Consider the following 21,557-nt stretch of genomic DNA (forward strand, 5'->3'; position numbering starts at 1 on the left):
CAGGACGAATGTGTTCGACGCGAGTATGTCCGACGCGCGTTGCTCGCCCGAACGCCACGGGTCGTTCACGAGGAGCACCGGGATGACGATCAGGATCGGTATCTCAGGCTGGCGCTATTCGGGCTGGCGAGGCGTCTTCTATCCGGAAGGGCTCGCGCAAAAACGCGAACTCGAATTCGCGTCGCGCGCCGTCGATACGATCGAGATAAACGGCTCGCATTACTCGCTGCAAACCGTCGAGAGCTATCTGTCGTGGTACGACGCAACGCCGCGCAATTTCATTTTCAGCGTGAAGGGTCCGCGCTACCTCACGCATATGCTGCGCTTTCGCGACGAAACAGCGCGCCCGGCAATGGCGAACTTCTTCGCGTCCGGCGTGCTCGCGTTGCGCGAAAAGCTCGGTGTGTTTCTGTGGCAATTTCCGCCGAACTTCTCGTTCGTCCCCGATTCGTTCGAAGCATTCCTCGCGCTGCTGCCCGTGGACTTTGCGTCGGCGGCTCAGTTCGCCGCGCAACACGATGCACGCGTCAGTCATCCCTGGTTCAACGTCGATGTGAACCGGCGCATCCGCCACGCAATCGAAATTCGTCATCCGAGCTTTTGCACTTCCGGATTCGTGGCGCTGCTGCGAAAGTACAAGGCAGCACTCGTGGTGTCCGACTCGACAGCAGGCTGGCCCTACGGCGAAGACGTGACGAGCGATTTTGTCTATCTGCGTCTGCACGGCAGCGAAACGCTCTACAGCGGCGCCTATGCCGATGCCGCGCTCGAACGGCTCGCGGCCCGCATCGATGCATGGTCGCACGGCGGCGAACCGCAAGACGCGGTGCGGTTCGCGCCAAAGCCAGCGACGCAGCGCCGCTCGCGCGACGTACTCGCCTACTTCGACAACGATACGAAAGTCGAAGCGCCGTTCGATGCCGCGCGCCTGAAAGCACGGCTCGATCAGCCCGCACAATCGCCAACCGAAAAGCCACTCCGGCAGAGCGCCAGACGGCCCGCGCGTACACCGCTTCATCACAAGTCGGCATAGCGCTTGCGGCCATCCCTGTTCGAGCGTCGGCGGGCCGGTGAAGGCCTGGCGACACGTTCACTCTTCGCACTCACGGAGGCCAGCATGGCAAACGACAAAACGGAAGGCATCAAGGAAGAACTCAAGGGTTACGTGAACAAGGGAGTCGGCACGATCACGCGCAACGAAGCGAAAAAGGCCAAGGGCGAAGCGCAGATCACGGAAGGCGATAACCGCAAGGATCTCGGCGATCAACGCGACAACATCGAAAAGGACAAGACCGATCCGGGCAATCCGACGAACCTGTAGTCGTGTAATCGTAATCGTGCAATCGCATCGCCGCGCTCGCGCGATGAGCCGGGCGTGTCGCGCACGTCTCAGGGCTGCAACTGCAAATCGGCCCAGACGGCGATCTGCGATGCGAAGCTATCCAGTGCGCCCGTCATCGCATCGCGCACGGAACCGCTGGTGCGCGAGACGATCGGCACGCGCGCAACGAACAGGCGCTGATGCATCGCGCCAGTCGTTGCCTTCAGGCTGACGTCTCCGCGCACGAGCGCATAACCGCGCTTCTTTTCGTTGAAGACCTGTTCATACCGGTCGATATCGATGACGATCTTCGGCGCGTCCCGCGTGTCCCACGTCTCGACACGCGGGCGAACCAGCGTGTCGAGACGTTCGCGCACATGCCGCGCGGCAGCCGGTCCGTCGACGCCGCCGTTCGATCCCGCCACTTCGTCATGCGGCGGCACGGACCGCATCTCCACCACGATGCGCTCCAGTCCTCCACGCTGCGCGCCGCCGGCACTTACGCCGCGCGGCTCGGCGACCTGTGTGCCACCTGTGCGTCCCACATTCGATGCAACGCCCGACGGCGCCTCCGAGCAACCGCTTGCGATCATCGCCGCGACGGGACATACGAGCGCAAGTGCCTTCATGCAACGCCCGCAGCGCATCGCTATCGCGAGTTGCAAAGACGCCAGCGCGATCCCGGCAGCCGGATCGCGAATGCTCCGCAGCCCTTCAGCGTGCCGCAGATCTGCACGAGCACCGACGATTCATCATGCGCCGCGACCAGCAGCGTATGACCCGCTCGCCGGTCTTCATGCAGGCCGGCGACGAAATAGTCCGCGTGCGGCTCGATAAAACGGTTGCCCGCCATGATCGCGAACTGCTCGCCATGCGCCGCGTATTCCGCATGATCCGGCTCGTGCGCCGGACACACGGCGCGCGCGGAGCGCGTCGAAGGACCGATCGGAAAAAGGAACAACGCGCCCGACTCGCGCAGCACCGATTCGTCGAGCAACTGCTGTGCGTCGCATGCATCGCGATACGAACGAAATATCGCGCTCAGGTACTCTGCCATCTGACCGTCCACCCCCGCTTTCCATCGCCCTGTATTCGAGCATCCTGCATGCCGCGCTGACAGGCGCGCGCCGTCGCTGAACGAGGAACGCCGGATGCACGCCGTGACTTCCCCAACCCAAACGAAGGAGACTCGCATGACCACGATCAGCGAAGTCATGACGCGCGACGCAGAAACGCTCGCGCCCAAGGACAGCATCCGTCACGCGGCGGAACTGATGGACCGGCTGAATGTCGGCGCGCTTCCCGTCTGCGACGGTTCACTGCTAGTGGGCATCGTGACGGACAGGGATATCGTCGTGCGCGCGGTGGCGATAGGCCTCGAACCGGCCACGTCTGTCGAAGATGTCGCGAGCGGCCCGGTCGAGTACTGTTTCGAGGACGACGACATCGACGAAGCGGAACGCAAGTTCGCGTCGTCGCAGATACGCCGGCTGCCCGTGCTCGATCGCGGGAAGCACCTCGTCGGAATGGTCTCGATCGGCGACGTGGCGACGGCGCAGGACGGCGGCCTGTCGTCGACGCTCGGCGCGGTATCCGCGCCTGCCACGCCCGACCGCGCGGACAGCTTCCACCGATAGGCGACGCATCGCGTTGCGCAACGCGTGAGCCACTCATTCGGGACACGAAAAATGCGCGAAACACGCGAAAAATATTCAGGGCTGTGGTAACGAAGAGTCAGAGCCGATGCGCGCGGCCCGTCCCGGTTGCGCGCATCTGCATCGCAAGCGCCTCTCGTGTGCGGCTAGACGCAATGCTCGTCGATCCATTCCTTCGCCCATTCGGTGCCGAAAACGATCGCCTCTTTCTCGTCGAGAAAGTTGCCCGGCACTTCGAACTCGTAGGTCTCCATTGCGGCGTCTTCATTGGATGGCCAATAGATCCGCACGCTTGCCACCAGGTTGCCGTCCGCGACGCCGGCCGTGACGCCGACGGTGCATGACGCATAGGTCATTTCCATGATGCTGTCCTCTTGTTCTCCAATGTTGTGACGGCGCACGCCACACCGCGAGTCTCGCAAAGCGAAGCGTCAACGCCGTGAACCGAGCGTGTTGAAGTAATGCTCGACCCGTGAAAGCGCGTACTGCGCGGCGCGCCGCCTGACCTCGTTCCTGTTGCCGTCGAACTGCTTCGTCTCGGTGAATGTCGCGATGCCGCCGCCGCGTAGCCGATACGACCACGCAAAACATTGCGTGCCCGCGGGCGGCCCGCCGGATGGCGCGCCATCGGCGACGCCCGTGTTCGCGACTGCGACGTCCGCGGCGCCCCCTTCATGCTGCAATGCACCTTCGGCCATCTCGCGAGCGACTGGTTCGCTCGTCAGGCCGTAATGTTGCATCGTCGCCTCGCGCACGCCCAGAAAGCCGGCCTTCCCCTCGGGCGAGTACGTGACGAAGCCTGCATCGAGGCAAGCTCCGCTGCCGGGCACCTCCGCGAGCAGCGACGCAATCAGGCCGGCCGTGCACGACTCGGCGGTGGCGAGCCTGAGCCCGCGCGAACCAAGAAACGATACGACCTGCCTCGGCACATTCATCGCATTTGCTCCCGACAACGCTTCGTTGCCGGCCCTCCAGCAATCTGCATGCCGTTCCCCGGGACCGCTCACTTGTGCAGTATTTCGCGCAACGCGCTGACGTCGTTGGCGGTGATCGGCTGCGCGTTGTTGCCCCATGCGCTGCGCACATAGGTCAGCACCTGGGCGATCTGCACATCGGCCAGCGTGCCGACGAACGCGGGCATCGCCTGGCGCGGCGGACCGGTGAGCGTCGACGGGCTGTTGCCGCCTTCGATCAGCAGACGGATCAGCGATGTCGTGTCATCCGCGAGCACGGACGGATTGTCCGCCAGCGCGGGAAACGCGCCGGGAACGCCCGCACCGTCGTCCCGATGAAAACGCGCGCAGAACGAGCGATAGACATTGAAGCCGACCGACAGACTGTCGGGCACGCGGCTGCCGTTGGAGGTCGAGCGGGCTCGATCGGTGTGCGGCGTGTAGGTTCCCGACGGCCGCAGCGCGGCCAGCGACTTCAGGTAGCGGGCGATCGCGTCAAGGGTTCGGGCGCGCAATCGCGTCGCTCATGAAGAGCGCCGTCAGCGTCAGCGCGCGCACGGCACGCGCATGCGCACGCTGCAACACAATCGCGAGGCTTCGACGCAGGTCTTCGTGCATGGCAGTGACCGGACAGGCGGACACACGCCGGCAGCAAATTCCGTACCGCGAGACGGTGCAACGCGTGCCCGCGCGCGCGTCGCTGCGCGAGGCCATCGCGCTACCGTTCGTCCACGCGCGGCAAGTTCGGATTCTCGGGCTGCGTGTAACGCGCGGTGATGGCCGACAGCACGCGCGAACGGCTCTCGCCTGGCGACACCGACTCGTCGCGTTCGACCGCCCTCGTCTCGCTTGCCAGATCGGCATCGCCGATCACGCTTTCGAACCATCGCGAGTAATCGCCGCGTTGAAGGTGAAAACGCCATGTCTCTTCGTCGACGCCTTCGGCAAGCTCGACAAACAGGATGAGATTGTGCGCACGCAGGTTCAGCTGATCGCGCGGCCCGCGAAAGTAAAAGCTGCGCTCGGGAATCAGCAGGCCTTCCGCGTACTTCCTCAGATGACGGCGATGCTGTCCGCGTCCCCGCTCGATCGTCACGATGCAAGGCTCGCCTTGAGCCGGCTCCCAGAACAATGCTTCGCCGCGCTCGACGCCCTTCGTCGGCACGATGGGCAGGTCCATGTCGACAGAGGACGCGAACGCATCGAGCTTGCCGCCGGCATCGTCGCCGAGCGCGATGGCCACGTTCACGTGCTTGAGCAGCGCCGGCGAAAGCGCCTCGGGATGCACTGTCACGACGAGCGCCGATTCGAGCGCTTCAGGAACGGCCGCACTGGCGGACGCCCACGCGCGGGGAAAGAGATGATGCGCCTCATCGAAGACGAGCCAATGAGGCCGCCCCGTTCGCGCGCGCAGCGTCTGCAGCCTCGGCAGCAGCGCGGCGCAATATTGCGGACGCTCGCCGTGCGGCACGCGCATCATGTTGATCGCGACGGCTGGCTGGCGCGCGCCTTCGAGCAGTTGCAACGCGTCGTCTTCGGCGGGCGCGTGCTGCGCGTCGCCGACCACGGCCGTATGGTCATCGCTGCTGTAATCGCCTTCGGGATCGAAAATGCAAAGCTGATGCCCGGCAGCTGCGAGCCTTTCGAGCAGCGCCTCCGTCGTCGTCGACTTGCCCGATCCCGATGCGCCTGCCAGCAACACAACGCTGCCGTATGCATCGATCGACACGCGAGACGACTCGCGCGCATCGCGACGCTTGCCGACAGTGAGTCTGCATTTGGCAAGCGACGATGCATGGCCGCGCAGATCGTCGGCGATCAGCGCGTCGATCAGCGCGGCCACGCCCCGGCCGTCCCGCTGCGCGGTCACGAGATCCGCGTGCTGCTTCAACGCGGGCAACGCGTTTTCCACTGCGACCGACATGCCGCACGCGCGAATCAGCGCATGGTCGTTTTCGGCGTCCCCCACGCCGACGACGTTGAGCGGCGACAGCCGCAATGCCGCCAGCGCCGCCATCAAGCCGGACGCCTTGCTGACGCCGGGCTGAAGAATCATCACGGCATCGCCGTTGAACACGACATTCAGTTCGAGGCCGAGATCGCGTATCGCTTCGAACGCGATCCGTTCGTTCGGCTTCATCGTCGCGACCAGCGTTTCGCTGACGCTGAAGTGCTCGAGTCCACGCTCGCGCAACGCGTCGACGAACGCCTGCGGCGGCGCATCGGCGAGCAGCCGCTTGTCTTTCGTTGCGGGATCGAACAGCACGCCGCCGTTTTCGGCGACCACGCGCGAGAACATGTCGACGCGCGGACAGACCGTCATCAGGTCGTCGAGCTCGCGTCCCGTGACGAGAATCGGATAGCGGCCGGACTCGCGCAGCCTTTCGAGCGCGGCCCACGTGGCGTCAGCCACGCAGCCGTGTTCCGCGAGCGTGTTGTCGTAGTCCGTCGCCAAGGCCAGATAACGCATGACACCTCCGCATCAGCGCGCGCAGGATCTGCGCTGCGCGTGGTCGACCAGCGTCGCGTAGACCTTCAGATACTCATCGGCCATGCGCGATGCCGTAAAGCGTTTTTCGAATTCGGCGCGGCAGCGTGAGCGGTCGATCCCGCCGATCTTCCTGACGGCATCGACGGCTTCATCGACTGTCTCGACGACATAGCCCGTCACACCATCATCGATGATCTCGGGCACCGAGCCACGCCCGAACGCAATGACGGGCGTGCCGCATGCCAGCGCTTGCGCCAGCACGAGCCCGAATGGCTCGGGCCAGACGACACGTTCCGTGCCGCCATAAGCAACGGGCGGCACGCGTTCATAGAGTGTCGAGACTTGCGCGATACGCATCGCTTCGTTTCCAGCACGTTGATCGACGACCTTTATTGCGCGAGTTCGCCGACGCGCCGCTCGCGACGCGCCCGCCGCCGCGCATTCGAGTCTCGCTTCACCGCTGCGCGCATGGCAGACGATTACATCGAACTCTATACGAGCCTGTGCGGGGCGCTGGCCTGCAACACATGACTAGACGCGGCGCCGTGCTTCCTCCCGCGCCAAAGCGCGTTAAAGGATAGGCACGCTAAAGAATCGGCGCGCCGTCCGTCACCGCGACGCTTCATATCGCCCGGCACGCTTCGGCGCACTTGCGGCATGCGTCGCTGCACGCCGCGCAATGCGCCGCCGGATGCCGCCCGCACTCGTCCGCGCACGCATCGCAAATGCGAGCACACAACTGGCAGAATTCACCAGCGAATTGCGATTGCCGCGCAAGCGCCTCCGATGTGAATCGGCACAACGCCGCGCAGTCCAGGTCGAGGCGTATGCACTTTTCCATCTCCGGCAACGCGCCTTCCGCGATACACGCGGAGTAGCACGTCGCGCATGCCCTGGCACAGTCGTCCAACGCGCGAATGGTTTGCTCGGGTGTCATAGGTTCTCCGTGCTCGATTGATCCTCGCTGCGTTTGCAACGCAAACACGCGCTGTTCAGTCTTCGTTGCCCACCGCCTTCGATACTTCAGCAGGGTTTGCGTACTCATCGTCCGGCAATGCCGCCAGCGCTTCCATCGTTTCTTCGTCAGCGCCATTCTGCTTCGCCGTATTCAGCAGATCTTTTTTGGCAGCGGGATAAGACGCACCTTTAAGCGCCTTTTGCACGTCGATGAACTTCCGGATGGCCGGATTCTTCGCATTCGATGTGGACATCATCTGGCTCCATTGAAGAATTGCTATAGCCGGAGTTGTGCATCCCACGTTCCAAGGCCAGCGCTTGCACTGCGGCCTACCGGCTTCACTCAGGCAACGCGCGGACACCCGCTTTCGACTTCATGAGGCGACGGCACGACGGTTGCTCAGTCCCTGTGAAGCGCACGCGCTAACCCGGCGCGGCCTCATAAAGGAGATCCCTACCATGCTTTACTACGCTCTCGTTTTCTTCATCATCGCGATCATTGCCGCCGTCTTCGGATTCGGCGGGATCGCTGCGGGCGCGGCCAGCATCGCGAAGATCCTTTTCTTCATCTTCCTCGTGATCTTCATCGTGACGCTGCTGATGGGCGTCGTGCGGCGATAACGTAACGGCAAGCGCAAGAAGCGGCGATGCGAACGCGTGAACGTCGTCGATCGGACGGCTCGCATCGCCGCCGCCTCGCATCAGGCGCGGTTATAAGGTGCTTCTATAAGGCGCTTCTGCGAGGTGCTTCTTTTACACGCAGCGGCTCACGCATCGTGCGGCGCAGTGCGCCCGCGATGCTGATCCGTTTCGACGGCGGCGCTCACGCGTCGCAGATCGTCGAGAAAACGCAAGACGTGCTCGCGCGCGCCCTGCTCCCAGACATCGACATGTCCCGCGCCGTCGATCAATTCGAGCCGGCGCGGCGCGCGGACAGCCGAGTAAAGCCGCGCGAAGTGCGCAGGCGGAATGACGGCGTCGGCGAGGCCGCCGCATATCAGCACGGGCGCGCGCACGCGGCCGATGCTCGCAAGGTTGTCATAGCGGTCTCGCACCATGCAGCGGAATGCGAACAACGGAAAGCGCGCTCTCGCCACGTCGGCGATGGAGGTGAACGGCGCTTCGAGAATCAGCGCAGTAAGCGCTTCGTACTCCGACGCCATTCGCACCGCGACACCCGTGCCGAGCGAAAAGCCATGCACGGCGATCCGGTTCGTGCGCTGCGCGACGAAGTCGAGTGCCGCGCGGCCATCCGCATACAGGCCCGCTTCCGACGGATGTCCCGGCGCGCCGCCATAGCCGCGATATTCGGCGAGATACACGCCGTGCCCCGCCGCGATCAGATCATGTGCGATTTGCACGCGTTGCGACAGGTCTTCTCCGTTTCCATGAAACAGCACGACGGTGAATGCATCGTGTCGGCTTGCGGGCGCATAGCGGCCGGGCAGCACGAGGCCGTCCGCCGTGCGCACCGTCACAGGCTCGATGTGATCGGCAGCCGCGTTGCGCGCGACGCCTCGGATCTGTTCGAGCGGATAGACCAGCCGCCCCTGAAGCCAGAACAGCAGCGCGACGACGATCGCATAACCGGCTAGCACGACGGCAAGCAGCGACAGCAGAATCAGCCGCACCGTTTCGCTCATGCCGTCGCGCCCTGGACGGACGCGCGCTCGGCGCACTGCACGCGATGCGCCGCGCCATGCTGTCGAAGCAGCGCTTCGAAGCGCGCGCAGGTCAATGCAGGCGGTGTCGGAAATTGAGGATCGAGGCGCGCAAGCGCGCGGCCGAAGCGCGCGAAGGTCGCGAAGTCGCGCGGATAGTGCGCCTCATCGACGCCTGCGAAGCGGCCCTCGCTCTTCGCCGTATCGAGCAGCGCGCGCCAGCGATCGATCGGCGCATAGCCGATGCTCTCGACGCCATGCGAGAACAGCATCATGTCGATTTCGTCGAATGCGGGCTGCGTCTGCAGATAACGCTGCAACGCATCCGCCGAAGACTCGACGCAGAACAGCAGCCAGAACGGCAGCGCGTGAAGACGCATCGTGGTGAGCGGCTCCATCAGCAGGAACGAATCGACGACGAGCCTGCGCGGCACGATCCCCACATCGCGATACCAGTCGCGATACACGGCCGCCGTCACGAAGCTCAGGCTCTCGGGCTCCTCGTAGCGGATCTCCACGATCCGCCATCGCATCTGCGCCGCCAGCCATTCGATGTCGCGCATCAGCCGTTCGTCGAAGCCCCACTCGGCTTCGGGCGCGATGTCGTTGGGCGCGGGCGGCGCCCAGTGCGTGCGCTTGCTGCCGTAGCGCGCGAGGCTCGCTTTCACGGATGGGCCGCCGTGCAGATACTCGTCCTCGGTCGCGCCGCCCGTCGCGCCGAACTGATAGACGGAGCGCGAGCTCGTGCGCGTGACGGGCCATGCGCGCGTGCACGCGTTCACATACAAGGTTCCGCCAGGCCGCAGGCTGCTCAGCAGAAACTCGCGATACGCAAGCGGCAGCGCGAGATGCTTGAGGCGGAAATAGTGCATCGCGTGCAGCATCAGCCTGTCCTGATTCGGGTCTTGCATATGATGGACCGCGATGCGCTCGTCGGCGGCGAGCAACGCCTCCACGATGCGGCGGCCTTCGTTGAAACCGCGCTGCGCGTCGTCGGGGTCGCGGAACGGGGCGCGCACGGGGCACAGGAACGTCTGCGGCAGCCATGGAATCCGCAACGCAGCCGCGAGATGAACCAGTGCGCCATTCGACGACCCGACGATGGCGGCGTTGTATTGCCGTTGAGGATACAGCCCCGTGATCCATTCGGCGATGCGTTCGATATCCAGCTTGCGCACCTGACGCCGCCGTATCCCTTCCATCATGCCGCCAATGCTGTAGCAGCGTTCGCGGGCGCGCGGCGACAACCGGTTGGCGGACGACATCAGCCAGTCTTGCACACGCGACTGGCTCGGACTCACGAACGGCTTGCCGTGCAACGTCGCGGCCAGCGCCTGCGCCATGCCGGCCGCCGAGTCGAAACGGGCAATGCCGCGCGGTGGCCTATTCATGGTCGTGCGGCCTCGGTTGCAAGAGTGTGCGCGCCTGCTGTCAGGAATGGCGCGACCGCCAGCGCAAAAGCGTGCGGATAGACGTAGTTCAACGTGTGCGTGCCTCCCTCGATCACAGCAAGCGTTCCGCGCGGGACGAGCCGCGCGACGGTGGCCGCCCATTCGAGCGGCACCACGGAGTCGCGCGTACCGGCCACGACCAGCGTCGGCGCAGCAACGTGCGGCAGCCGCTCTTCGATCCTGTCGCGAATCAATATTCGCATCGTCGCGAACGCGCGCGGCAGGCCCGCCTTCGCGTAGTCGATGCGTCCCGTCGCGGCGGGTGAGCGCATCTGCTCGCGCCGGCCGTTGACGAGATCGCGATACACCTGCTTCATGAGCGAGCGAGCCTTGGGATCGGTCGTCGGCCCTTGCAGAACGAGCCGGTCGACGACATCCGGATGACGGCACGCGAGATCGGTGATGATCTGGCAGCCGAACGAATTGCCGACAAACGCCGCCCTTTCGACGCCGAGCGCTCGCAGCCAGTCGCGCAACGCGTCGGCGAGTTGCGCAAGCGACAACGTCCGCGCGTGGCTGCCGTCGATCAGCCGGCTTTCGCCGAAACCTGGCAGGTCCGGCGCGAGCACGCGGAAGTGACGGCCCAGCGCGCTCGCAAGCGGTTCCATATAACGGCTCGATATCACAAGGCCGTGGACCAGCACGACGGGCATCGTCTGCTGCGTCATGGCCGGTCCGGGATGCACGCGATGAAACATCCGGCAGCGGCCGACCTCCGTATAGACGCCGCCGATGCCCGCGGCACGGCTGGCCCCGGTCAGCGCGGGCGTGGCCTCGAGCCGTCGCCACGCGAGCGTGAGCCAGGCGCCGCCGAGCACGATGCAGACGGCGAGGCAGACAGGAAGAACTTGCAACGTCTTGTGTCCGTTGAAAAGCAGTAGCGGCACGCGTCGGCGGCGCATGCATGCGTCGGTGCCGCGTCGGAATCAATGATGTGAGCAATTGCTGTTCCTGCTGCAATGCACGCGAGCAAACGCGGTCAAGGTCGCGGCGTCAAGCGTGCTGTCAGGAATCGACTGAGCGCAGAGGCGCAAGCCGTGTGGCTTGCGATTGCGTCGAACGCAGCAGCGAAGCCGGTCTGCGGGTCGTGGTTCCGGCTGTTTGTCTAGCCGCTAAAGCTGGGCTTCGATGGCGGCCTTGTCGATGACCGACCAGACTTCCTTGATCTTGTCCGCCCGGAATTCATAGAACACGTTCTCGGCAAACGAAACACGCTTGCCGTTCACCGGAAGGCCAAGAAATACGCCCCGTGGCGTGCAGTCGAATTGCAATCGGCTTGCGATAAAGGGCGGATCGCAGACCAGCAACTGAATGTTGAAGTAAAGATCCGGGATTTCCGCGAAGTCCCGCTCAAGCATCGCGCGATACCCGGACAAGCCGAGTCGCCGGCCATTGTGAATCGCGGCGTCGTGAACGAACTGCGCGAGGCCCGGCCAGTCCTGCCCGTTCAGGCACGCGATGTAATCCCGGTAGATGGCGGGCAGACGCGTTTCGATCATGGCCGTGGCTCCTGGCGCATCCGAAGTGCATGAGCAATGAATCTTGCCGACGTGCGCTGCCCGAATCAAGTGACGCTTTCTACGCACTCTCCAGTTGCTCGACTACCGCATCGCAACTTCGCCGCATGAGTTCCGTCAGCCGTTCGGCAGGCTGCGGTCTCGCCAGCAGGTAGCCCTGCCCCTGATGGCAGCCCACTTCTTGCAGGAACGCAAGCTGTTCCGGCGTCTCCACGCCTTCCATCACCACATCGAGGCCGAGCGCGCGCGCCATCACGACGACGGCGCGAATGATCGCGCGATCCGGATCGTGCGCGTCGCTGCTGCCGAGAAACGAGCGGTCGATCTTCAGCGTATCGACGGGCAGATCCTTCAGGTACGCGAGCGACGAGTAGCCCGTGCCGAAATCGTCGATCGCAAGGCTCACGCGTCGCGCGACCAGCTCGCGCAACAGCGTGCCGATCTCTTCGCGCGTGTTCATCGCCATGCTCTCGATCAGTTCGAGTTGCAGGCGCTCGGGCGGCAGCGCCGTCTCGCTGAGAATGGCGGACAGGTCGCCGAGGAACTCGTCGGTAAGGCACTGCCGCGCCGACAGGTTCACGGCGATACGGCCGAACTCGATGCCCGCATCCAGCCACGCGCGCGCCTGGCGGCACGCCTCGCGCAGCACCCAGCGGCCGAGCGGCACGATCAGTGTCGACTGCTCGGCGATGCCGATGAATTCGCCGGGCGGCACGAGCCCGCGTTGCGGGTGACGCCAGCGCAGCAGCGCTTCGACGCCGACCGCGCGGCCGGTCGCCAGATCGTATTGCGGCTGGTAGTACAGGCAGAATTCGTTCTGCTCGAGCGCGCGGTGCAGCTCGCCGAGCGTCTCCAGTTGTGCGATCGCCGACGACGTCATGTTGCTCTCGAAGAACTGGAACACGTTGCGTCCACGGCTCTTCGCGCCGTACATCGCCTGATCGGCGCGCATCATCAGTTGCTCGGCGTGCACGCCGTCGTCGGGATAGATGCTGATGCCGATGCTCGGCGTGGTGAAGATCTCGCGTCCGCCGAGGTCGATCGCCTGCCCCACCGATTCGAGCAGCATCCCCGCAAGATGGCCCACGTCGCGGACATCGTTGAAGTCTTCCAGCACGAGCGCAAATTCATCGCCGCCGAGCCGCGCGACCGTGTCGCTTTCGCGCAGACCAGCGCGAAGCCGCTCGGCCACCACTTTGAGCACCTTGTCGCCGGCGCTGTGGCCGAGCGTGTCGTTCACGAGCTTGAAGCGGTCGAGATCGAGACACATCACGGCGAACTTGCGCCTGCTGCGGCCCGCATGAATGATCGCCCGCTCGAGCCGCTCCTCGAACAGCACGCGATTCGCGAGCCCCGTCAGCACATCGTGCGTCGCGAGGTAGCGCAGCCGCTCTTCCGTCTGACGACGCTGCGTGATGTCGGAGAAGATGCCCGCGTAGTGCGAGATGTCGCCGTCGTTGTTGCGAATGCTCGTGATGGTCAGATACTCGAGATACAGCTCGCCGCTTTTGCGGCGGTTCCAGATCTCGCCTTGCCAGTGTCCGTCGGTTTCGAGCGAGCGCCACAGCTCCGCGTAGAACCCGGGCGGCTGATGGCCCGAGTTCAGCAGACTCGCGTCGCGCCCGAGCACCTCTTCTTGCGTATAGCCCGTGAGGCGCGTGAACGCCTGGTTCACGCGCTCGATCTTCGCGTTGCGATCAGTCACCATGATGCCTTCGAGCGCCGACTCGAACACGCGGTCCGCCATCCGCAGACTGAAGCGCGCCTGACCGAGCGCCTCGTCGCGCTCGCGCACGGCGTTTTGCAGCTCGCTGACGTACTCGTCCTCGATGTTTTGCAGAAGATCCGCGAAGCTGAGCAATCCCGCGAGGCGTCCGTCGCCGTCACACACGCCGACATGACGGATGTGCCGCTGCAGCATCAGGCGCTGCGCGGCGTACAGGCTCTGCGTCGCCGCGAGCGACTGCAACGGACGGCTCGCCCGATCGCCGACCGCGCCGTCGAGCCGGTCGTTCACGATCAGACGCAACACGTCGCGCTCGGTCAGGATGCCGTGCTCGCCGTCGTCATACTCGACGACGACGGCATCGAGCTTGCGCGCCCGCATCTGCGCGATCGTGTCGTGCAGCGGCTGATGCGCCGGCACCGCGACGTGCTGGTGTACGTGAATCGATTCGATCGGCTTCAGGCGCAGGAAAAATTCGGCGCCCTGGTTCACGATCACGTCCGTCTGCGTGAGCACGCCGATGCAGGCGCCGTCCCTGACCACGCCGAAGTGCCGAATGCCCGACTGCTTGAAACGGACAGCCGCTTCGCCGAGCGGCGTGCCTGCATCGAGCGTGAGAAGCGGCGCGCTCATCACGTCGCTGATCGGACGATCGAGTGCATCGGCGTCCTCGCCGGCGGCGAGCGCATCCTGTTCCGTCCAGATGCCGACGGGCTTGCCGTCGTCGATCACGACAATCGAGCTGCAACGTTCCGCGAAGATGCGCCGCGCGACTTCGCGCACGGGCGTGGCTGGGGCGCACGTCACCATCGGACGCGCGATGAGGCGTGAAACGGGAATAGCGTAACTGCTCGTGTTTATCATCGACTGGCTCAAAGCGGCGAACCTTCGCGGCCGTCTGCATGACATGCGCGCAGGCAAAGCCGGACGGCCTCGCAGGTTCGCTGCTGCATCGACGGGGTCTGCGGACGCCCAACGGAGTGACACTTCAACCTTCCTCTTGACGGCAGGTCGAGCGCCAAACCTGAGTGGCAGAATGTCGCAGGAGGATCACACGGGAATGCGGCGCGAAGGCTCGCGCAGCCGTACTCGTTGTGCGCCCGCGCGTATCGCAGGCGCACGGCCGCTGCATCGAGGCAGCATCGAGGCTGCACTCAAGCGATCAGATGATCAGACGGGAAATCTTCGAGCCTTCGAGCGACACGCCCGCCATCAATCCGCCGTTCGTCAGCACGAAGGCTTCGACGGGGCTCGTCGCCGTCGACGTATCGACGTTGCCGTTCGCGCCGACCTTCAGCACCGCGACGGTCGCATCGACGCCCGCCGCCCAGCCCTGGCTGCGCGTGAAGCTGTTGAGCGCGTCGTCCGTCATGAACAGCATGATGATCGCCTTCGACTGCGCGCCGATCTGCAAGCCGAACGACGCCGCCGTGATGCTGTAGTAGCCCGACGTCTGTCCGCCGACGCGCAGCGCGCCCTGCCCGTACTGTCCGCCGAACCAGAAGCCCGCCGAGATCACGGAAGGAAACACGAGAATGCCGCGCGCCTTGTCGGCGAGTTCGCGCGAGCCGCCGATCGTGTTGAACAGGCGCGTAAGCGTCGCGTTGACGTCGGCGTCGATCGACTGGCGCTTGCCGGCGTTCGCCTCAGGCGTCGCATCCGACGACGGCCCCGTGGTCGTGCAGCCGGCAAGCGACAGGCCGCTCGTGGCGACTGCGGCAGTGGTCATGACGAGGAATCGGCGACGGCGCATTGTTTTCTCCCTTTGTAGTTCCGAATTGTTGTCGCGACGGCGGCTCTGTCCTTGCGTCGGCAGAGGACGGCCCTATTTGATGACAGCGAATGCGTCGCCGGAGTTCCTTCGGGCGAATGCATTGGGCGAATGCATTGGGCGAATGCATTGGGCGAATGCATTGGGCGAATGCATCGGGCGAATGCATTGGGCGAATGCATCGGGTGCTTGCATCGGGTGCTTGCATCGGGTGCCTGCATTGCGCACCTGCATCGGGAACCTGCATTGCGCGCCTGCATCGGTACCTGCCATTACGCGCCCGCATCGGGAACCTGCATTGCGCGCCATCGAAAGCCGCCACGGCCGCGCAGCGCCCGAGCGTGATCCGGCAGTTGGCGCGCTGCACCCGATCGCGATCATCGTTTCGCGCCAGTTGTCGCGCAGTGCGGCACCCCGCATTCCGCGAGCGCGCCGCACATGACTTTTTTATTCGGCTTTAATGCGGATCGCGCTACGCTAGTGATCGTGTCAAGGTCTGGAGAGACGGCATGACGAAGACAAGTGCCATCCTGCGCGCGATTTTCGGCGTTCACCGCGCCCGCGCGGATGCCGCGCGGCGGCACACGGCCGGTCGCAGCGTGATGATGCGCGTGACGCTCGACTCGCAGCATGTCACGCCTTTGCGGCGCGCGCTCACCCGCGACTGCGCAGGCCAGCCCTGGACCATCCGCATCGCGACATTGCCGCATAGCGATCGCGTGCAACTGTCGCTGTATCTGCCGAAGGACGCCGTCAACGGCGCCATCGCACAGGTGACGCGCATCGCGCCCGCCGCGCAATTCGGCCATCTGTTCGAGATCCCCGAAACGCCGACGGACGGCTGGCGCGATCTGTTGCGCGCGACGTCCTGGACACACGCGGCCAACGCGCTGCGCGCAGCGAGGCAGCCGCCCGTCAGCGACGACGTCGAGTCGCTCGACCGTCTGCTGAACCCCGGCAACGTGCTGCTCGATGCGGGCATCGCGGATCGCGCCGCGCTCTTCGCCCGGCTCGGCGAGCTTTGCGAAACGCGCTACGGCGTATCGGCGGATGAAGTGGTCGCGGGACTGAGCGCGCGCGAAGCATTGGGCTCGACGGGTCTCGGACAAGGCGTCGCCGTGCCGCACAGCCAGATCGCCGGCCTGCGCAACGCGGTCGTCGTGTATGTGCGGCCCGCCGTGCCGTTCGATTTCGACGCACCCGATGCAAAGCCCGTCAGCGATGTGATCGCGCTGCTCGTGCCGGAAGGCGCGAACACGACGCACCTGAACCTGCTCGCCGACGTCGCGCAGCGCTTTTGCGATCAGCACTTTCGCGAGCGTCTGCGTGGATGCGGCAGCGCGAGCGAGGTTTGCCGCCTGTTCGGCGGCGACGTCGAAGACGACGGCACGCTCACACCGTCGTTGACGCCGATGCAGCGCCCCGCTGGCACTAACGGCGCATCGGGGACGCGTCTGAGGGCGTAGGGTCTGAGGGCCTAAGCGTCTGAGGGCCCAGGATCTGAGCCCTTGGCCTCCATGCCCGGCGCCGAAGCGCCACGTCGTTGCGCTCGGCATCGCGCGTCGACCGCGTTCATTCCCAACGTCCTTCGTGGCGGCTTTGCGCCGCTGCGACGCGCAACGTTTCCTGCGTGCGTCTGAACACGCGTGGCGGCACGCTCGGCGAATCTTCCGCGAGCCGGTCGAGCGTCTCGCGGACCGCGCTCACATAGAGGCCGTCGCGCGAGCCGGGATCGCCGGCGTAGATCGCTTCCAGTTGACGCCGCACGGCGCCATAGCGCGCGCCCGCCGAGCGATGCTCTTCTGCCCGTTCTGCGTAGCGCATGAACGTCTGCAACGCCGCCGATACGGCCGCCGCAATGCTCACCATGCCGACCACGAGCCGCGCCCACCGCGAGTCCGCCGACGCCACCAGCGACAGAAACACGGTCGTGCCGACCACGGCCGAAACAGCCGTCACGCCGATGCCGAACAGGCGGTTGCGCGCAGCCAGCAGATCGGCCATGTCGTAATGGCTCTTCTGCGATTCGCGCGCGCGGCGTATCCATTTCAGCAGCAGTTCGTCTTCGGTGACGGGCGGCCTGTACTCGACCTGCGCGCCCGAACCGGGTGTCGCTTGCGTATCGACCATCGTCATGCGTGCCGCCTCTCTTCGACAAGGAAAGTCCAGCATAGCATCGTGCGGTGCGGCATGGTCCTTGCGCACGGCGCGTGCATCGACGTCGAATCGATGTCGCCTCGGCCTCGTGTCAGCCTCGTATCGACCGCATGCACGGCCCGCTTCGCGACGCGCAGACGCGAAACGCGGAGTTCACGCAGGCGCGGCGGACACGGTACGATGACGGGATTCGTGGGAGCAAGTGATGCCTGTGTACGACTATGAGTGCGCCGACTGTGGCGCGTTTGAAGCAGTGCGGCGTATCGCGCAACGCGACGAAGCAGCCGACTGTCCCCGTTGCGGGAGCCCCGCCGAACGCGTGCGGATCGGCGCGCCCGCCTTGCTCGGCGGCTCGTCGGCGTCGGGCGGCGCCGCGTCCGACGGCGAAGGCGGATACGGCATGCGGCATCGCGGCTGCACGTGCTGCCCTTGAGCACTTGAGCACTTGAGCACTTGAGCACTTGAGCACTTGAGCCGTTGAGCCGTTGAGCCGTTGAGCCGTTGAGCCGTTGAGCCGTTGAGCCGTTGAGCCATTGAGCCATTGAGCCATTGAGCCATTGAGCGATCGAGCCATCGAGCCATTGAGCCATTGAGCCATTGAGCCATTGAGCCATCGAGCCATCGAGCCATCGAGCCATCGAGCGGCACGCGAATGGGCCACAGGCATTCTGCGCTATCGGTCGATGAGCGCCGACGTCAACCATCACGCCAGAAGGACGTGTCATGCCGCTTCGCCTGCCTCCGCTGAACTCGCTGCGATTCTTCGAGGCGGCGGCGCGGCACGGCAGTTTCAAGCTCGCGGCCGCTGAACTCAACGTGACGCCGAGCGCCGTCAGTCACGGCATCGTCGCACTGGAAGAAGCGCTCGGCGTCGCCCTCTTCGTGCGCGAGCCGCGCAAGCTGTCGCTGACGCCCGCAGGCGAGCTGTATTTTCCGTATATCGCCGAGGCGTTCTCGTTGATCGCACTCGGCACGCAGCGGCTGCCCGACAGCCGCACGCACCACACGATCTCCGTGAGCTGCGCGCCGACGCTTGCCGTGCGCTGGCTCGTGCCGCGCCTGCACGACTTTCGCGCGCGCTGGCCCGGCGTCGACGTTTCCGTCGACACGTCGCGCCGCCAGGTCGGCTTTCCCATCGACGGCTTCGACTTCGGCATTCGACTGAGCCGTGGCCCGGTTCCGGGCAGCGACTGGAGCCGGCTGTTCGGCGAGCGGCTGGTGCCCGTTTGCAGCGTGGCCTATCGCGCGACGCTCGTCGATGCGCAGGGCCACGTCGATCTGCGCCGCGCAACGCTGATCCACGTCGATACCGCGAGCGAGGACTGGCAGGCGTGGCTGGACGGCGCGGGCATCGCCGACATCGACGCTTCGCCGGGGCTGCGCTTCGACACGATCCAGCTGGCGCTCGAAGCGGCGTCGACGGGCATGGGCGTCGCGATCGGCCGCCGGCCGCTGGTGAACCGCGAGCTCGATGCAGGCACGCTCGTCGAAGCCGCCGCGCCGACCGTCGAAGCGAAGACCGCGTACTGGCTCGTCAGCGCGGAGGGCGCCGACGAGCGGCCCGATCGGCAGGCGTTCAAGCGCTGGCTGCTTCACGAAGCACAGGCGTTCGACGATCAGCATTCCGTTGACGAGGCGGCGGCGTCGTCGCGGTAACGCTGCGGGCACTTCCCCGCGCGATCGACACCGGCGAGTCCTTCGTCATGAGTGAATTCTGTTCATCTATCGCCGAAAACTTTTCGTTTGTCGCGTGGCCGCGCTGCTGCGACGATGGCCGCGAGGAGGAAACGAACCATGTCGACGGCCAAACCCGCTCATGCAACAACGCACGCAACAACTCTCGCAACAACGCTGAAGAACCCGACGTTCTACGTGATCGTCGCCGCCGCGCTGATCCTGAGCGTCGCGATGGGCATCCGGCAGACTTTCGGCCTGTTCATCGGGCCGTTTTCGTATGACCGCGGCCTGCCCGTCACGCTGATCGCGTTCGCGATCGCGCTGCACAATCTCGTATGGGGCTTCGCGCAGCCGTTCGCAGGCGCAGCCGCCGACCGCTACGGCGCGGCACCCGTCGTCGCGTTCGGCGCGACGACGTTCGCGGCGGGCCTCGCGCTCGCAGCGGGCGCGCCGTCGGGGCTCGCGCTCATTGCGGGACTCGGGCTGCTGGTCGGCATCGGCGTCAGCTGCACGACGTTCGGCGTCGTGCTGACGTCCGTCGGACGCGTCGCGTCGGCCGAGCAGCGCAGCATGGCGATGGGCATCGCGAGCGCGGGCGGCTCGCTCGGCCAGGTGCTGATGGTGCCCTTCGCGCAGACGCTGCGCGAAACGTCGGGCATATCGACGTCGCTGTTCGCGCTTGCATTCCTGATGCTGATCGCGGCGCCGCTCGGCATCGTGCTCGACCGCCGGGGCAAAGGGGCTGCCGCGCCGCATGCGGCGGCATCACATGCGGCGGCGTCGCCCGCATCATCGCCTGTAGCGTCGCCCGCATCATCGCCTGGAACGTCGCTGCGCGAGACGCTCGCGCACGCGACGCGCCATCGCGGCTACCGGCTGCTGACGCTCGGCTTCTTTACGTGCGGTTTCCAGCTTGCGTTCATCGCGACGCATCTGCCTGGATACCTGACGTTGTGCCATATGCCGATGGGACTCGGCGCCACCGCGCTCGCGCTGATCGGGCTCTTCAACATGGCGGGCAGCTGGGCGTGTGGCTGGCTCGGCGGGCGCTTGCGTCAGCAGCACGTGCTCGGCTGGCTCTACCTGATTCGCGGCGCGACGATCGCATCGTTCTTCCTGCTGCCGAAATCGACGCTCTCGGTCGTGCTGTTCGCGTCCGTGATGGGCCTCACATGGCTCGGCACCGTCCCGTTGACGAGCGGACTCATCGCGAAGGTGTTCGGCACGCGGCATCTGGGGACGCTGTTCGGCATCGTGTTCCTGAGCCATCAGATCGGTTCGTTTCTCGGCGCGTGGCTCGGCGGTTTCGTGTTCGACGTAACGGGCTCGTATTCGCTGATCTGGGGCGCGACGGCGCTGGCGGGACTGTTCGCGGCGCTGCTGCATTTCCCCATCGACGATACGGTTCATTCGAGCGGCGCGTCCACCGAAACGGCGCGCGCCTGAAGTGCCTGAAGTGAAGTGCCGCGATGCGCCGGGGGCTTTCAGGTCTTCGGCGTATCGCCGAGCATCACGGTCCAGCCGAGCCCGCGCACGTTGCGGATCACCGACTGTCCGAACTTCTTGCGCACGGAGTGGATGAGCACGTCGACGGCGTTGCTCTCGACTTCCTTGCCGCAGCCGTACAGCTTGTCTTCGAGCTGATCGCGCGACAGGATCGTGCCGGGGCGTTCGAGGAACGCGAGCATCAGCGCGAACTCGCGCGCCGACAGCACCGACGACACGCCGTTGCAGCACAGCGTGCGTTTGTCGAGATCGAGGCTCAACGCGTCGTCGCCGAGCCGCGACGATGCATAGCCCGCCTTGCGGCGCAGCACGGCGCGAATGCGCGCGAGCAGTTCGGGAACGTCGAAGGGTTTGAGCATGTAGTCGTCGGCGCCCACGTCGAGGCCCTGGACGCGCGCTTCGAGATCGTCTCGCGCGGTGAGGATCAGCACGGGCACCGTGTTGCCCGCCGCGCGCGCAGACTTCAGCAATTCGATGCCGCCCATGTCGGGCAAGCCGAGATCGAGCAGGACGACCGTGTATTCGGCGGCCGCGATGGCCGCGCTGCCCGCTTTGCCGTCGCGTACCCAGTCGACGCTGTAATCGGCGTCCTGAAGCGCGCGCAGCAGACTCTGGCCAATCTGCAGATCGTCTTCAACCAGTAGCACTCGCATGATGTCGTGTCCACGGCAACGAAGCATTGTCGTTGGCTGCGGCGCGAGGACCGTTCGCGGC

The 21,557-nt window shown here is 65.4% G+C and carries 24 protein-coding genes and 2 pseudogenes; 8 read left to right on the forward strand and 18 right to left on the reverse strand.

What is annotated here, in order from left to right:
• The first annotated feature begins 82 nt into the window (after positions 1 to 82).
• Together VSR68_RS22045 and VSR68_RS22050 are read left to right on the forward strand one after the other, a co-directional pair.
• On the forward strand, positions 83 to 1,033 hold the full coding sequence (locus tag VSR68_RS22045) for a DUF72 domain-containing protein (RefSeq protein ID WP_342941864.1): 951 nt from the start codon (positions 83 to 85) through the stop codon (positions 1,031 to 1,033).
• An 84-nt stretch (positions 1,034 to 1,117) separates the two neighbouring features.
• Positions 1,118 to 1,321, forward strand: coding sequence for a CsbD family protein (locus VSR68_RS22050; protein WP_342941865.1), 204 nt, complete (start codon positions 1,118 to 1,120; stop codon positions 1,319 to 1,321).
• A gap of 68 nt (positions 1,322 to 1,389) precedes the next feature.
• On the opposite strand, the gene VSR68_RS22055 is transcribed toward VSR68_RS22050, so the two are convergent.
• Together VSR68_RS22055 and VSR68_RS22060 are read right to left on the reverse strand one after the other, a co-directional pair.
• Entirely contained in the window at positions 1,390 to 1,950 is a 561-nt protein-coding gene (locus VSR68_RS22055) for a hypothetical protein (RefSeq protein ID WP_342941866.1), read from the reverse strand.
• Positions 1,951 to 1,970: 20 nt separating this feature from the next.
• On the reverse strand, positions 1,971 to 2,378 hold the full coding sequence (locus tag VSR68_RS22060; protein ID WP_342941867.1) for a hypothetical protein: 408 nt from the start codon (positions 2,376 to 2,378) through the stop codon (positions 1,971 to 1,973).
• 136 nt (positions 2,379 to 2,514) lie between these two features.
• Here VSR68_RS22060 and VSR68_RS22065 point away from each other — a divergent pair, with 136 nt between their 5' ends.
• Positions 2,515 to 2,958, forward strand: a complete 444-nt coding sequence (locus VSR68_RS22065) for a CBS domain-containing protein (RefSeq protein WP_342941868.1) — start codon at positions 2,515 to 2,517, stop codon at positions 2,956 to 2,958.
• 164 nt (positions 2,959 to 3,122) lie between these two features.
• Here VSR68_RS22065 and VSR68_RS22070 read toward each other — a convergent pair whose 3' ends face one another.
• The 8 genes and pseudogenes from VSR68_RS22070 to VSR68_RS22105 all read right to left on the reverse strand — a co-directional run bounded on the left by VSR68_RS22070 (position 3,123) and on the right by VSR68_RS22105 (position 7,634).
• Positions 3,123 to 3,338 carry a hypothetical protein gene (locus VSR68_RS22070; RefSeq protein ID WP_342941869.1) on the reverse strand — a complete coding sequence of 72 codons (216 nt, stop codon included), beginning with the start codon at positions 3,336 to 3,338 and terminating at the stop codon, positions 3,123 to 3,125.
• A gap of 69 nt (positions 3,339 to 3,407) precedes the next feature.
• Positions 3,408 to 3,911, reverse strand: coding sequence for a CinA family protein (locus VSR68_RS22075; RefSeq protein ID WP_342941870.1), 504 nt, complete (start codon positions 3,909 to 3,911; stop codon positions 3,408 to 3,410).
• Positions 3,912 to 3,979: 68 nt separating this feature from the next.
• Positions 3,980 to 4,429: pseudogene (locus VSR68_RS22080) on the reverse strand (c-type cytochrome); the annotation flags it as partial.
• Positions 4,425 to 4,547: a hypothetical protein gene (locus VSR68_RS22085; protein WP_342941871.1), complete on the reverse strand. Its 123-nt coding sequence runs from the start codon at positions 4,545 to 4,547 to the stop codon at positions 4,425 to 4,427. The gene VSR68_RS22085 and the pseudogene VSR68_RS22080, both read right to left, overlap by 5 nt.
• A gap of 100 nt (positions 4,548 to 4,647) precedes the next feature.
• Complete coding sequence (locus VSR68_RS22090; RefSeq protein ID WP_342941872.1) at positions 4,648 to 6,399, reverse strand: HAD family hydrolase; 1,752 nt, start codon at positions 6,397 to 6,399, stop codon at positions 4,648 to 4,650.
• A gap of 12 nt (positions 6,400 to 6,411) precedes the next feature.
• Positions 6,412 to 6,708 (reverse strand): annotated as a pseudogene (locus VSR68_RS22095) (glycosyltransferase); the annotation flags it as partial.
• A gap of 334 nt (positions 6,709 to 7,042) precedes the next feature.
• Positions 7,043 to 7,513 carry a four-helix bundle copper-binding protein gene (locus VSR68_RS22100; RefSeq protein ID WP_428983554.1) on the reverse strand — a complete coding sequence of 157 codons (471 nt, stop codon included), beginning with the start codon at positions 7,511 to 7,513 and terminating at the stop codon, positions 7,043 to 7,045.
• Positions 7,413 to 7,634 carry a DUF2795 domain-containing protein gene (locus VSR68_RS22105; RefSeq protein WP_342941874.1) on the reverse strand — a complete coding sequence of 74 codons (222 nt, stop codon included), beginning with the start codon at positions 7,632 to 7,634 and terminating at the stop codon, positions 7,413 to 7,415. The genes VSR68_RS22100 and VSR68_RS22105 overlap by 101 nt, the downstream gene beginning before the upstream one ends.
• Before the next feature lie 202 nt (positions 7,635 to 7,836).
• Between VSR68_RS22105 and VSR68_RS22110 the strand changes: the two genes are divergently transcribed.
• Entirely contained in the window at positions 7,837 to 7,998 is a 162-nt protein-coding gene (locus tag VSR68_RS22110) for a DUF1328 domain-containing protein (RefSeq protein WP_087739237.1), read from the forward strand.
• 146 nt (positions 7,999 to 8,144) lie between these two features.
• On the opposite strand, the gene VSR68_RS22115 is transcribed toward VSR68_RS22110, so the two are convergent.
• From VSR68_RS22115 to VSR68_RS22140, 6 genes are all read right to left on the reverse strand, one after another.
• On the reverse strand, positions 8,145 to 9,020 hold the full coding sequence (locus VSR68_RS22115) for an alpha/beta hydrolase (protein WP_342941875.1): 876 nt from the start codon (positions 9,018 to 9,020) through the stop codon (positions 8,145 to 8,147).
• Positions 9,017 to 10,429, reverse strand: a complete 1,413-nt coding sequence (locus tag VSR68_RS22120) for a hypothetical protein (RefSeq protein WP_342941876.1) — start codon at positions 10,427 to 10,429, stop codon at positions 9,017 to 9,019. The genes VSR68_RS22115 and VSR68_RS22120 overlap by 4 nt, the downstream gene beginning before the upstream one ends.
• The gene (locus VSR68_RS22125; protein ID WP_342941877.1) at positions 10,426 to 11,343 is read right to left on the reverse strand and encodes an alpha/beta hydrolase; all 918 of its coding nucleotides are present in this window, start codon (positions 11,341 to 11,343) and stop codon (positions 10,426 to 10,428) included. Before VSR68_RS22125 ends, VSR68_RS22120 begins: the two co-directional genes overlap by 4 nt.
• A gap of 258 nt (positions 11,344 to 11,601) precedes the next feature.
• Positions 11,602 to 11,988: an ester cyclase gene (locus VSR68_RS22130; protein WP_342941878.1), complete on the reverse strand. Its 387-nt coding sequence runs from the start codon at positions 11,986 to 11,988 to the stop codon at positions 11,602 to 11,604.
• A gap of 79 nt (positions 11,989 to 12,067) precedes the next feature.
• Entirely contained in the window at positions 12,068 to 14,596 is a 2,529-nt protein-coding gene (locus VSR68_RS22135; protein WP_428983555.1) for an EAL domain-containing protein, read from the reverse strand.
• A gap of 298 nt (positions 14,597 to 14,894) precedes the next feature.
• Complete coding sequence (locus tag VSR68_RS22140; RefSeq protein ID WP_342941879.1) at positions 14,895 to 15,485, reverse strand: BPSL1445 family SYLF domain-containing lipoprotein; 591 nt, start codon at positions 15,483 to 15,485, stop codon at positions 14,895 to 14,897.
• Positions 15,486 to 16,012: 527 nt separating this feature from the next.
• Between VSR68_RS22140 and VSR68_RS22145 the strand changes: the two genes are divergently transcribed.
• Positions 16,013 to 16,969, forward strand: coding sequence for a PTS sugar transporter subunit IIA (locus tag VSR68_RS22145; protein ID WP_342941880.1), 957 nt, complete (start codon positions 16,013 to 16,015; stop codon positions 16,967 to 16,969).
• A gap of 106 nt (positions 16,970 to 17,075) precedes the next feature.
• Here VSR68_RS22145 and VSR68_RS22150 read toward each other — a convergent pair whose 3' ends face one another.
• Positions 17,076 to 17,639, reverse strand: coding sequence for an SLATT domain-containing protein (locus VSR68_RS22150; protein ID WP_342941881.1), 564 nt, complete (start codon positions 17,637 to 17,639; stop codon positions 17,076 to 17,078).
• A gap of 226 nt (positions 17,640 to 17,865) precedes the next feature.
• On the opposite strand from VSR68_RS22150, the gene VSR68_RS22155 reads away from it, so the two are divergent.
• From VSR68_RS22155 to VSR68_RS22165, 3 genes are all read left to right on the forward strand, one after another.
• Positions 17,866 to 18,093 carry an FmdB family zinc ribbon protein gene (locus tag VSR68_RS22155; protein WP_152756664.1) on the forward strand — a complete coding sequence of 76 codons (228 nt, stop codon included), beginning with the start codon at positions 17,866 to 17,868 and terminating at the stop codon, positions 18,091 to 18,093.
• A 290-nt stretch (positions 18,094 to 18,383) separates the two neighbouring features.
• Complete coding sequence (locus tag VSR68_RS22160) at positions 18,384 to 19,316, forward strand: LysR substrate-binding domain-containing protein (RefSeq protein ID WP_342941882.1); 933 nt, start codon at positions 18,384 to 18,386, stop codon at positions 19,314 to 19,316.
• 138 nt (positions 19,317 to 19,454) lie between these two features.
• Entirely contained in the window at positions 19,455 to 20,783 is a 1,329-nt protein-coding gene (locus VSR68_RS22165) for an MFS transporter (RefSeq protein ID WP_342941883.1), read from the forward strand.
• Positions 20,784 to 20,821: 38 nt separating this feature from the next.
• Here the strand turns inward: VSR68_RS22165 and VSR68_RS22170 are convergent, their stop codons facing one another.
• Positions 20,822 to 21,496 (reverse strand): response regulator transcription factor, encoded by a 675-nt coding sequence (locus VSR68_RS22170; protein WP_342941884.1) that lies wholly within the window; start codon positions 21,494 to 21,496, stop codon positions 20,822 to 20,824.
• Positions 21,497 to 21,557: the final 61 nt, after the last annotated feature.

The sequence above is a fragment of the Paraburkholderia phymatum genome (assembly GCF_038900715.1).
Lineage (GTDB): Bacteria > Pseudomonadota > Gammaproteobacteria > Burkholderiales > Burkholderiaceae > Paraburkholderia > Paraburkholderia phymatum_A.

Coding starts and splice junctions, on each gene's coding strand:
- VSR68_RS22045 (WP_342941864.1), top strand. CDS start 83: ATGACGATCAGGATCGGTATCTCAGGCTGGCGCTATTCGGGCTGGCGA.
- VSR68_RS22050 (WP_342941865.1), top strand. CDS start 1,118: ATGGCAAACGACAAAACGGAAGGCATCAAGGAAGAACTCAAGGGTTAC.
- VSR68_RS22055 (WP_342941866.1), bottom strand. CDS start 1,950: ATGAAGGCACTTGCGCTCGTATGTCCCGTCGCGGCGATGATCGCAAGC.
- VSR68_RS22060 (WP_342941867.1), bottom strand. CDS start 2,378: ATGGCAGAGTACCTGAGCGCGATATTTCGTTCGTATCGCGATGCATGC.
- VSR68_RS22065 (WP_342941868.1), top strand. CDS start 2,515: ATGACCACGATCAGCGAAGTCATGACGCGCGACGCAGAAACGCTCGCG.
- VSR68_RS22070 (WP_342941869.1), bottom strand. CDS start 3,338: ATGGAAATGACCTATGCGTCATGCACCGTCGGCGTCACGGCCGGCGTC.
- VSR68_RS22075 (WP_342941870.1), bottom strand. CDS start 3,911: ATGAATGTGCCGAGGCAGGTCGTATCGTTTCTTGGTTCGCGCGGGCTC.
- VSR68_RS22085 (WP_342941871.1), bottom strand. CDS start 4,547: ATGCACGAAGACCTGCGTCGAAGCCTCGCGATTGTGTTGCAGCGTGCG.
- VSR68_RS22090 (WP_342941872.1), bottom strand. CDS start 6,399: ATGCGTTATCTGGCCTTGGCGACGGACTACGACAACACGCTCGCGGAA.
- VSR68_RS22100 (WP_428983554.1), bottom strand. CDS start 7,513: ATGGCGCTGACGAAGAAACGATGGAAGCGCTGGCGGCATTGCCGGACG.
- VSR68_RS22105 (WP_342941874.1), bottom strand. CDS start 7,634: ATGATGTCCACATCGAATGCGAAGAATCCGGCCATCCGGAAGTTCATC.
- VSR68_RS22110 (WP_087739237.1), top strand. CDS start 7,837: ATGCTTTACTACGCTCTCGTTTTCTTCATCATCGCGATCATTGCCGCC.
- VSR68_RS22115 (WP_342941875.1), bottom strand. CDS start 9,020: ATGAGCGAAACGGTGCGGCTGATTCTGCTGTCGCTGCTTGCCGTCGTG.
- VSR68_RS22120 (WP_342941876.1), bottom strand. CDS start 10,429: ATGAATAGGCCACCGCGCGGCATTGCCCGTTTCGACTCGGCGGCCGGC.
- VSR68_RS22130 (WP_342941878.1), bottom strand. CDS start 11,988: ATGATCGAAACGCGTCTGCCCGCCATCTACCGGGATTACATCGCGTGC.
- VSR68_RS22135 (WP_428983555.1), bottom strand. CDS start 14,596: ATGATAAACACGAGCAGTTACGCTATTCCCGTTTCACGCCTCATCGCG.
- VSR68_RS22140 (WP_342941879.1), bottom strand. CDS start 15,485: ATGCGCCGTCGCCGATTCCTCGTCATGACCACTGCCGCAGTCGCCACG.
- VSR68_RS22145 (WP_342941880.1), top strand. CDS start 16,013: ATGACGAAGACAAGTGCCATCCTGCGCGCGATTTTCGGCGTTCACCGC.
- VSR68_RS22150 (WP_342941881.1), bottom strand. CDS start 17,639: ATGACGATGGTCGATACGCAAGCGACACCCGGTTCGGGCGCGCAGGTC.
- VSR68_RS22155 (WP_152756664.1), top strand. CDS start 17,866: ATGCCTGTGTACGACTATGAGTGCGCCGACTGTGGCGCGTTTGAAGCA.
- VSR68_RS22160 (WP_342941882.1), top strand. CDS start 18,384: ATGCCGCTTCGCCTGCCTCCGCTGAACTCGCTGCGATTCTTCGAGGCG.
- VSR68_RS22165 (WP_342941883.1), top strand. CDS start 19,455: ATGTCGACGGCCAAACCCGCTCATGCAACAACGCACGCAACAACTCTC.
- VSR68_RS22170 (WP_342941884.1), bottom strand. CDS start 21,496: ATGCGAGTGCTACTGGTTGAAGACGATCTGCAGATTGGCCAGAGTCTG.